This is a genomic window from Catenibacterium sp. UBA627, assembly GCF_002299355.1.
GTDB lineage: Bacteria > Bacillota_I > Bacilli_A > Erysipelotrichales > Coprobacillaceae > Catenibacterium > Catenibacterium mitsuoka.
Map to the genome: position 1 here is coordinate 5,559 of NZ_DBPF01000040.1, position 9,845 is coordinate 15,403.

At 34.7% G+C, this 9,845-nt stretch carries 9 protein-coding genes, 2 tRNA genes and 1 pseudogene; 8 read left to right on the top strand and 4 right to left on the bottom strand.

Features of this window, described 5'->3' with window-relative positions; all coding sequences use genetic code 11:
• The first annotated feature begins 402 nt into the window (after positions 1-402).
• From B2S90_RS02865 to cysK, 3 genes are all read left to right on the top strand, one after another.
• A complete protein-coding gene (locus tag B2S90_RS02865; RefSeq protein WP_055233970.1) occupies positions 403-834 on the top strand; it encodes an RrF2 family transcriptional regulator in 432 nt (143 codons plus the stop codon).
• A gap of 136 nt (positions 835-970) precedes the next feature.
• Positions 971-2,266: an O-acetylhomoserine aminocarboxypropyltransferase/cysteine synthase family protein gene (locus tag B2S90_RS02870; RefSeq protein WP_006507093.1), complete on the top strand. Its 1,296-nt coding sequence runs from the start codon at positions 971-973 to the stop codon at positions 2,264-2,266.
• A 21-nt stretch (positions 2,267-2,287) separates the two neighbouring features.
• The gene (cysK, locus tag B2S90_RS02875) at positions 2,288-3,220 is read left to right on the top strand and encodes a cysteine synthase A (RefSeq protein ID WP_006507092.1); all 933 of its coding nucleotides are present in this window, start codon (positions 2,288-2,290) and stop codon (positions 3,218-3,220) included.
• Between the two features lie 188 nt (positions 3,221-3,408).
• On the opposite strand, the gene gltX is transcribed toward cysK, so the two are convergent.
• Positions 3,409-4,833, bottom strand: coding sequence for a glutamate--tRNA ligase (gltX, locus tag B2S90_RS02880; RefSeq protein WP_278779560.1), 1,425 nt, complete (start codon positions 4,831-4,833; stop codon positions 3,409-3,411).
• 47 nt (positions 4,834-4,880) lie between these two features.
• Between gltX and B2S90_RS02885 the strand changes: the two genes are divergently transcribed.
• Positions 4,881-4,956: transfer RNA gene (locus tag B2S90_RS02885), tRNA-Gln, on the top strand.
• Positions 4,957-5,025: 69 nt separating this feature from the next.
• Here the strand turns inward: B2S90_RS02885 and B2S90_RS02890 are convergent.
• Positions 5,026-5,101: transfer RNA gene (locus B2S90_RS02890), tRNA-Glu, on the bottom strand.
• 220 nt (positions 5,102-5,321) lie between these two features.
• Here B2S90_RS02890 and B2S90_RS02895 point away from each other — a divergent pair.
• From B2S90_RS02895 to rpmE, 3 genes are all read left to right on the top strand, one after another.
• Complete coding sequence (locus B2S90_RS02895; RefSeq protein ID WP_055233968.1) at positions 5,322-6,602, top strand: UDP-N-acetylglucosamine 1-carboxyvinyltransferase; 1,281 nt, start codon at positions 5,322-5,324, stop codon at positions 6,600-6,602.
• A 20-nt stretch (positions 6,603-6,622) separates the two neighbouring features.
• Positions 6,623-7,708: an aspartate-semialdehyde dehydrogenase gene (asd, locus tag B2S90_RS02900; protein ID WP_055233967.1), complete on the top strand. Its 1,086-nt coding sequence runs from the start codon at positions 6,623-6,625 to the stop codon at positions 7,706-7,708.
• 99 nt (positions 7,709-7,807) lie between these two features.
• A complete protein-coding gene (gene rpmE / locus B2S90_RS02905; RefSeq protein WP_055233966.1) occupies positions 7,808-8,011 on the top strand; it encodes a 50S ribosomal protein L31 in 204 nt (67 codons plus the stop codon).
• 66 nt (positions 8,012-8,077) lie between these two features.
• Here the strand turns inward: rpmE and rlmH are convergent, their stop codons facing one another.
• Positions 8,078-8,557 carry a 23S rRNA (pseudouridine(1915)-N(3))-methyltransferase RlmH gene (gene rlmH / locus B2S90_RS02910; protein ID WP_055233965.1) on the bottom strand — a complete coding sequence of 160 codons (480 nt, stop codon included), beginning with the start codon at positions 8,555-8,557 and terminating at the stop codon, positions 8,078-8,080.
• Positions 8,547-9,299, bottom strand: a complete 753-nt coding sequence (locus tag B2S90_RS02915) for an MBL fold metallo-hydrolase (protein ID WP_286696517.1) — start codon at positions 9,297-9,299, stop codon at positions 8,547-8,549. Before B2S90_RS02915 ends, rlmH begins: the two co-directional genes overlap by 11 nt.
• A gap of 174 nt (positions 9,300-9,473) precedes the next feature.
• Here B2S90_RS02915 and B2S90_RS10985 point away from each other — a divergent pair.
• Positions 9,474-9,718: pseudogene (locus B2S90_RS10985) on the top strand (MerR family transcriptional regulator); the annotation flags it as partial.
• Positions 9,719-9,845 lie beyond the last annotated feature (127 nt).

A 9,845-nucleotide genomic window follows, 5' to 3' on the forward strand; every position in this document is an offset into this window, starting at 1 on the left:
TTCTGATAAATAAGAACTAGAACTAGGTACTACAAATACTGCAATAACTGCAATGACTAAACAAACAACAATACTTACAATAATCTTTTTTGATTTCATAGAATCTCCTTGTATTTGAGTTTATATATTATAACATACAAAAATTAACGGGCTATTAGTAAAGTAACTCCAAATATGTTGCACTTGTGTATGTAATGTTTCTGGTTATATCTCATCCTTTCTTTGATTTGACATATAGCTTATACAGCTGTTGATCACTATTTAATGCATCCTTTTACATTAATCATTATACACCATATATAACAAGCAAGTATGAATTATCAGTCATGATGGATTTTTATTATTCTTGACTTACCCTATAACCCTCTAGTATACTAGGTATATGTAAAAGGAGGAATGCTTATGATGATATCAACTAAAGGACGTTATGCTTTACGTGTCATGATTGATTTAGCACAGCATGATCGTTCTAAGTATATACCATTAAAAGAAATAGCGGCAAGACAGAATATCTCTGAAAAGTATCTAGAAATTATTATTAAATCTTTATCTAAAGAACACTTCGTAGAAGGTTTAAGAGGTAAAGGTGGGGGATATCGTTTAACACATGCTCCAGAAGACTATAGTGTTGCTTCTATTCTTAAGATTACTGAAGGAACATTAGCTCCTGTGTCATGTTTAGCAGATGAATGTAATACATGTGAAAGAGCATCTTATTGTAATACATTACCTATGTGGACTGGTTTACATAAAGTGATTACAGACTATTTAGAAGGTGTTTCTTTAAGTGATTTAGTACCTGCTTCATCAAATGGCGATGATTATGTCATATAATCATAAATAAAATCAATTAAATTTAGAAAATACGAAATATTCACAAAAAATAATATAAATATAGTTGACTAGTAGGTTTATCACTGCTATAATCCTATTAACCTATCAAACAAATAGGGTTAAGGAGGAAACATACATGTCTAATAAAAACTATCATTTCGAAACACTTGCATTACACGTAGGACAGGAAGAAGCTGATCCAGTCACTGACGCTCGTGCAGTACCTATCTATCAGACTTCATCTTACGTTTTTCATAACTCAGATCATGCAGCAGCTAGATTCGCATTACAGGATGCTGGTAATATCTATGGTCGTCTAACAAACCCAACTGAAGATGTATTTGAAAAAAGAATTGCAGCTTTAGAAGGTGGTGTAGCCGCCTTGGCAGTAGGTTCTGGTGCAGCTGCAGTGACATACGCAGTACAAAACTTAGTGGCTGCAGGTGACCATATCGTATCTGCAGAAAACATCTATGGTGGAACATTCAACCTATTCAAACATACATTTACTGATTATGGTATTACTACTACATTCGTAGATGCATTAAATCCACAGGCATTTGAAGATGCTATTCAGGAAAACACAAAACTTGTTTATATTGAAACTTTAGGTAATCCTAATTCAGATGTTGTAGACATCGAAGCAATCGCAAAGATTGCACATAAACATGGTTTACCATTAGTCATTGATAACACATTTGGTACACCTTATTTAATTAGACCAATTGAATATGGTGCTGACGTTGTTATTCATTCAGCAACTAAGTTCATTGGTGGTCATGGTACTACTATTGGTGGTGTCATCGTTGATGCAGGTAAGTTTGACTGGGCAGCACATGCAGATAAATTCCCACAGCTTGTTGAACCAAACCCATCTTATCATGGTGTAAGCTTTGCGAAAGATGTAGGAGCCGCTGCTTATATTACAAGAATTAGAGCTATTTTATTAAGAGACATGGGTGCAACTCTTTCACCAATTCATGCTTGGATCTTCTTACAGGGTCTAGAAACACTTTCATTACGTGTAGAAAGACAGGTAGAAAATACATTAAAGGTTGTAGAATACTTAAATAACCATCCACAGGTTGAATCTGTATCACATCCTTCAGTATCTACAGATCCATCTCAGCAGGCATTATATAAGAAGTATTTCCCTAATGGTGGTGGATCAATCTTTACATTCAACATCAAGGGTGATGCAAGAAAAGCAAAAGATTTCATTGATAACTTACAGTTATTCTCATTACTTGCAAATGTTGCAGATGTGAAATCTTTAGTTATTCATCCAGCTTCTACGACACATGCAGAAATGAATGAAGAAGAATTAAAACAGGTAGGTATCCAGCAGAATTCTATTCGATTATCTATTGGTACTGAACATATTGATGATATTATTGCAGACTTAGATCAGGCTTTTGCTGCAGTAAAATAACAAATTAGGAGGAGAATTAACATGAGTAAGGTATATACTAGTGCTGACCAGTTAATTGGCCATACACCATTATTAGAATTAACACATTTAGAAAAGAAATATAACTTAGAAGCAAAGGTCATCGCAAAGGTTGAATACTTCAATCCCGCAGGAAGTGTTAAAGATAGAATTGCGAAGAATATGCTTGATGAAGCAGAAAAAGCAGGAAAAATTAATAAAGATACTGTATTAATTGAACCTACTTCAGGTAATACAGGTATTGGTTTAGCTTCTGTTGCGGCTGCAAGAGGTTATCGTATTATTATTGTTATGCCAGAAACAATGTCTGTAGAAAGACGTACATTAATGAAAGCATATGGTGCTGAGCTTGTCTTAACAGATGGAAGCAAGGGTATGAAGGGTGCTATTGCGAAAGCAAATGAACTCGCAGAAGGAATTGAAAACAGCTATATTCCAGGACAGTTCGTTAACCCAGCTAACCCACAGGCACATTACTTAACAACAGGACCAGAAATCTTTGAAGACTTAGATGGTCAGGTCGATTACTTTGTCGCTGGTGTAGGTACTGGTGGTACAGTGACTGGTGTAGGACAGTACTTAAAAGATAAGAAACCAGACGTAAAAGTAGTTGCAGTAGAACCAGATTCATCTCCAGTACTATCTACTGGACAGGGTGGTGCACATAAAATACAGGGTATCGGTGCAGGTTTCGTACCTGATGTATTAGATACAAAGGTATATGATGAAATCATCCGTGTAACTAATGAAGATGCATTTGCGACTGGTAAAGAAGTAGGTCAGAATGAAGGTATCTTAGTAGGTATTTCTTCAGGTGCTGCTGTTTATGCTGCGATTGAACTTGCGAAAAGACCAGAAAATAAAGGAAAGACTATTGTAGCCTTACTCCCAGATACAGGTGATCGTTATCTTTCTACTCCTTTATTCCAGGATTAATATGAAAACCAAGGCATTTTAATGACTTATATCCAGAAGTCAATAGAAGAACTCTATGAAAAAATGCCTGTGCCTATCCCACAAGTTAAGTTAGTACAATGTAAATACAATAATGATTCTAACCTAATCGGTGCACTTGAAAACTATAAGATAGTATACTAAAAGAGGCTCAAATGAGCCTCTTGTTTTTATTCTGCTGATTCAGCCACTGATTTCTTTAAATCTTCGATAGCAACTCTAATTCTTCTTAAAGTTTCTTCTTTGCCAAGAATATGAGCAATTTCTACAGCACCACCAGGAGTAAATGCCTTATTAGATAATGCAACACGGATAGGCCACATAATACGTCCATTCTTTAATTCATGGCTCTTAGCAATATCCATCATCATATTCATTAATCCTTCGTCATCATCATAATCTTCCCATTTTTCAAGTTCTGGTAAAGATAATTCTAATGCTTCTAAAGAGTTTTCAGGATTAGTCTTCATCTTCTTATGTTTATAGATAGATGCATCAAATGGTAATGTTTCATTGATAAAGTCCATTAATTCTGGAATATCAGCTAATCTTTCAACACGTGGCTGTAATGCTTTAGAGATTTCTAATGTATTTACAGGAATAGTGATGAAGTCATAGTAAGGAGAAGCTACTTTGTGGAATTCTTCTAATGACATGTTTCTTAAATAAACACCGTTCATCCATTTTAACTTATCAATATCAAAGATAGCTGGAGCTTTAGAGATATGTTCAATGTTGAACTGTTCAATTAAATCATCTAATGAAAGGATTTCTTCATCAGCTGGAGACCATCCAAGTAATGCGATGTAGTTAAGGATGGCATCTTTTAAATAACCCTGTTTAGTTAAATCCTGGTAAGAGGCATCACCATTTCTCTTAGATAACTTAGCATGTTCATCCTTCATTACTGGTGGTAAATGGATGTAAGTAGGTCTATCCCATCCATATGCATCATATAGAAGGTTATATTTAGGTGTAGAAGCTAAATATTCATTACCACGTACAACATGAGTAATACCCATTAAATGGTCATCTACAACGTTCGCAAAGTTATAAGTAGGGAATCCATCACTCTTAATTAAGATAGAATCATTTAAAGTAGTACAATCTACTTCAATATGACCATAGATTTCATCATCAAAAGTAGCCTTACCCTTATCAGGGATAGTCTGTCTAATAACATAAGGAACACCTGCTGCAAGCTTTTCATCAATTTCAGCCTGATCAAGCATACGACAAGGATCATAATCATTGTCAGCATCTTTATCACAGAAACAATAATGAGCACCGCCTAGCTCAATAAGCTTCTTAGCATATTCATGATAAATAGGAAGTCTTTCAGACTGGATATAAGGTCCACAATCTCCAGGTTTATCTGGTCCTTCATCCCAGTTAAGACCAGTTTCAGTTAAAATATCATAAATCAACTGAGTTGCACCTTCCACTTCACGGTTCTGGTCAGTATCTTCAATTCTTAAAATAAAGTCGCCACCCTGATGTTTAGCGATTAAATAACAGTATAAAGCTGTTCTTAAATTACCGATATGCATGTAGCCTGTAGGGCTTGGTGCGAATCTTGTACGAATTTTTGTCATTTTTCTCTTTACATCTCCTAAAATATATGTATAATATAAATTGCTGTTGGGGTATAGCCAAGCGGTAAGGCAGCAGACTCTGAATCTGCCATTTCACTGGTTCGAATCCAGTTACCCCAGCCATTTTTTTTATACAAATAAAACATTTTAAAAAGAAAGCCTGGCTTTCTTTTTTTTATTCGCATAAAAAAATGGTAGTCCGTAGGGGGTTCGAACCCCTGAATGCTTGGATGAGAACCAAGTGTGTTGACCACTTCACCAACGGACCATGTGGTCATAGTATATCATGTTTTTTTTAAAAGTAAAATATTCTTTTATTAAAAAGGGACATTTACTTTCTGTTTTCTTTGTGATTTTCGAAGAAATACTATATAATGAATTCGTCGAGATAAAATCCAATATTTTGACTTAAACTTATTAACTTTTAACTTAATTGTTTTTTAATATATATAAACTTTAAATAACCTTAACGAAAGGATTGTATAAAAATGGCTGAAGAAGTAATTGCTATTGAAGGCGGACATAAACTTAACGGCACAGTCACTATCTCAGGTGCGAAGAATGCGACTGTAGCATTGATCCCTTCTATTGTTCTCTCAGATGAACCAGTAGAAATATATAACGTACCAGAAATCTCAGATGTTGATGCGTTAACCACATTATTAGAAGAATTGAATTGTATTGTTGAAAGGGATAAATCCGTAGGTGAAATCGGTGTAGATCCTAGAAATATGAAAAATTTACCACTTGTAAGTAGTGCAGTTGATAAATTAAGAGCGTCTTATTATTTTATGGGTGCATTACTTGGTAAATATAAAGAAGTAACTATTAGAATGCCTGGAGGATGTTATTTAGGACCTCGTCCTATTGATCTTCATTTAAAAGGTTTTGAAGCATTAGGTGCCAAAATCAATTATGATGAAGAAACAGGAACATATCATTTAAAGGCTGATGAACTTATTGGAACTGAAATCTATCTAGATTTTGCTTCTGTAGGTGCAACTATCAATATTATGTTAGCGGCAGTAAAGGCTAAAGGCCGTACTGTTATTGAAAATGCAGCGAAGGAACCAGAAATCATTGATGTAGCCAACCTTCTTACAAAGATGGGGGCTAGAATCCGTGGTGTGGGTACAGATACTATTACTATTGATGGTGTAGAGCATATGCATGGTGCATATCATGAAATTATTCCTGATCGTATTGAAGCAGGTACTTTCTTGATCATTGCAGCTGCAATTGGTGAAAAGATGGTTATTCAGAATATTATTCCACAGCATCTAGATGCACTTATTTCTAAATTAAAGGAAATGGGCATTAAGATGGAAAAGATTGGCGATAGCATTGTTGTATATGGCAATGATGGAAACTTAAAGCCTGTTGAAGTACAGACACAGATTTATCCAGGATTTGCGACTGACTTGCAGCAGCCTCTAACAACTCTATTAACACAGGGTAATGGACAATCTAAAGTGTCTGAAACTATTTATAAAGAAAGATTTAAGCATTGTGCTCAGCTTAATAAGATGGGAGCAGATATTGAATTAGGTGAAGCATGTGCTTATGTAAAAGGTAAAACACCTCTACATGGTGCAAGAGTAATGGCTACAGACTTACGCTGTGGTGCTGCTCTTGTGGTGGCTGGTTTAATGGCAGAAGGTAAAACTGAAATTACAAATGTCTACCATATTGACCGTGGTTATGATAATATAGACCACAAGCTCATCACATTAGGAGCGCACATTACTCGTTATATGATTGACGATTAATGTTGATAGGAGGAGAAGCTATGAGTGACAAGTTAAAAGTTGGTATTTTAGGTGCGACTGGAATGGTTGGACAGAGATTTAATACTCTTCTAGAGAACCATCCATGGTTTGAAGTGACTACACTTGCAGCAAGTAAGTCGAGTGCGGGAAAGACTTATGAAGAAGCAGTAAAAGGCAGATGGAAAATGGATACACCTATTCCTGAAGCAGTCAAGAACATTGTCGTAAAAGATGTTGCAGATGTTGAAGACATTGCGAAAGAAGTTGATTTTGTATTCTCAGCAGTAAACATGAGTAAAGAAGAAATCAAAGCAATTGAAGAAGCATATGCAAAAACAGAAACACCTGTTGTTTCAAACAACAGTGCACACAGATGGACACCTGATGTTCCTATGGTTATTCCAGAAATCAACCCAGAACATTATGCTGTCATCGAAGATCAGAGAAAGAGACTTGGAACTAAGAAAGGTTTTATCGCAGTAAAGCCTAATTGTTCAATCCAGTCTTATACACCTTGCTTAGCAGCATGGAAGGAATTTGAACCAACAAAGGTTGTAGTAAGTACATACCAGGCTATTTCTGGTGCTGGGAAGACTTTCAAGGAATGGCCAGAAATGGTAGGAAATATCATTCCTTTAATCAGTGGGGAAGAAGAAAAGTCTGAACAGGAACCATTAAAAGTATTTGGTCATATTGAAAATGGTGAAATCGTTAAAGCTGAAGGACCTGTTATTAGTGCACAATGTATTCGTGTACCAGTATTAAATGGTCATACAGCAACTGTTTCTATTAGTTTCAAGAAGAAGCCTACAAAAGAAGAATTAATTGATCGTTTAAATAACTTCAAGGGTCAGCCACAGGAATTTAAGCTTCCACATGCACCTGAACATTTCATCAGATACATGGAAGAAGAAAACCGTCCACAGGTTACATTAGATGTTGATTATGAAGGCGGTATGGGAGTTTCTATTGGTAGACTTAGAGAAGATAACATCTTCGATTATAAGTTTGTAGGTTTATCTCACAACACTTTAAGAGGTGCTGCTGGTGGTGCTGTTGAAAGTGCTGAAATGTTAACAAAATTAGGTTATATTACTAAGAAATAAATTTAAAAAAGCTATTGTATTTCAATAAAAAATGATGTACAATACACTAGCAACTTACTTTGAAGTAGCAAATATTTCAAGGCGGAAGGAGATAAGACAATGAAAGCTGGAATTCATCCAAATTACAAAAAAGTAAAAGTAATCTGCACATCATGTGGTAACGAATTCGAAACTGGTTCAGTTTTAGATGAAATCCGTGTGGATACTTGTTCAAACTGTCATCCATTCTACACTGGTAAACAGAGATTTGCGAGTGCTGATGGTAGAGTTGAAAAATTCAATAAGAAATACGGTCTTAAATAAGACGCAAGAACCTGTTCTACAGGTTCTTTTTTTACGTAAAAAAGATGTCCATACTATGTATGGACATTATTTATGATATGTTTCATTCTTCATGATTTTAAATGCACGATAAATCTGTTCTACAAGAATCAGACGCATTAATTGATGAGGGAAAGTCATTGGTGAAAAAGATAATTTAAAATCAGCTCTAGTAAGAACATCCGCTCCATGTCCTAAGGAACCACCAATCACAAAATCAATAGTAGAATAACCATCAATCATCTTTTTCTCAATATATTGACTAAAAGCCACTGAATCCATCTCACGTGAAGCAACATCTAACAGAATCATAAAATCATTCTGTTTCACATGATCAAGAATCTTTCTTCCTTCCTTGCTTTTCACAAGTGTCTCTTCTGCAAGTGAAGGGTTATTAGGTATCTTTTCATCAGGTACTTCAATCAACTCTACATGAGCATACGCACCAAGTCTTTTTACATACTCCTGTACACCATCTCTTAAATACTTCTCTTTTAACTTACCTACAGTAATAATCTTAATGTTCATATTTTCCTCCAGAAACCACTGATGTTTGGCTTGCTGCTTTGATCATCTCTTTATCAAATGTCATCTTTTCTTCATCAAATATAGAATAATAAGTTTCTAACGCCTTTTCTTTTGTATTGGCATCCTGTGATAAATGGGCTAGTACAATCTCTTTCGTATTCTCACCAATCACATCACACATTAAATGAGCACTGTACTCATTATTTAAATGTCCTGTATCACCCATAATTCTATTCTTTAAAGAAAAAGGACGACGTGTAGCCATCAACATCCCTATATCATGATTGGACTCTATAATATAATAATTCAAGTTATGAATAAGTTCTTTATTCTTCTGTGATACATAACCTGTATCTGTCATATAAAGGAGTGTTTCATCACCACTAAAAATAAATCCAATAGGATTAGTCGCATCATGTGAAACACGTAATACATACACTTCTATATCACCAAAAGTATAACTTGTATAAGGAATAAGTTCATGATCCTCATCTAGATCCGCTATATTCCCTTTTGCGGTATATACCATCTCTTTATCAAATATATGTATATTCTTGTTATGATCTGTATGATCATGGGTTAATAATACATAATCTATATCATCTATTGTATATCCAATCTCTTTGAGTTGATAAGTCAACTGTTTCTTTGAGATACCACAATCTATTAAAATACCTGTAGTTTTTTCTACAATAAATGTGCTGTTTCCTTTAGAACCACTTGCTAAAACATGGTATTCCATAATCCACCTCTTTCCCATGCATTATAACATATCTCAATATTTGGAATAAAGTTTCTTACATATTCATTTGTACTTGTGATAAAATAAACTTATAGAAGGAGGAAATATAAGTAACTAAATATATTGACAGTTGTGATTAAATGCGTTCAAATTCCCTCAAGGGAGAGCGTTAAAATGAACACAACAAATATCACAAATTATAAGCCAAAGGATTTTGCTGAATCTTTAGGCGTATCTGTTAAGTTATTATAACGTTGGGATAGAGAAGGAACTCTAAAGGCAAACCAACCCCAAACTAATAGGCATTATTATACTTATAATCAGGATTTACTAAATCAAGTTTCATTTTTAAGATAGTTCTGTAATGCAAAAGAATTATTTTAGACCAGCGTACTGAAGATTATGGAAACCATGTAAACATTTATTAGATGAAGTAATGGAAAAAAATAAAAACTACAATTTGAATACCCACAAACCACAAGTTAGCGAAAATTAAATTTTATTAACGCCTATTAAACGGCGCTCATGAAGCTGAACTTGATGCAT

Excerpts from the sequence above, each read along its gene's own strand:
- B2S90_RS02865 (WP_055233970.1), top strand. The coding sequence starts at position 403 with ATGATGATATCAACTAAAGGACGTTATGCTTTACGTGTCATGATTGAT.
- B2S90_RS02870 (WP_006507093.1), top strand. The coding sequence starts at position 971 with ATGTCTAATAAAAACTATCATTTCGAAACACTTGCATTACACGTAGGA.
- cysK (WP_006507092.1), top strand. The coding sequence starts at position 2,288 with ATGAGTAAGGTATATACTAGTGCTGACCAGTTAATTGGCCATACACCA.
- gltX (WP_278779560.1), bottom strand. The coding sequence starts at position 4,833 with ATGACAAAAATTCGTACAAGATTCGCACCAAGCCCTACAGGCTACATG.
- B2S90_RS02895 (WP_055233968.1), top strand. The coding sequence starts at position 5,322 with ATGGCTGAAGAAGTAATTGCTATTGAAGGCGGACATAAACTTAACGGC.
- asd (WP_055233967.1), top strand. The coding sequence starts at position 6,623 with ATGAGTGACAAGTTAAAAGTTGGTATTTTAGGTGCGACTGGAATGGTT.
- rpmE (WP_055233966.1), top strand. The coding sequence starts at position 7,808 with ATGAAAGCTGGAATTCATCCAAATTACAAAAAAGTAAAAGTAATCTGC.
- rlmH (WP_055233965.1), bottom strand. The coding sequence starts at position 8,557 with ATGAACATTAAGATTATTACTGTAGGTAAGTTAAAAGAGAAGTATTTA.
- B2S90_RS02915 (WP_286696517.1), bottom strand. The coding sequence starts at position 9,299 with ATGGAATACCATGTTTTAGCAAGTGGTTCTAAAGGAAACAGCACATTT.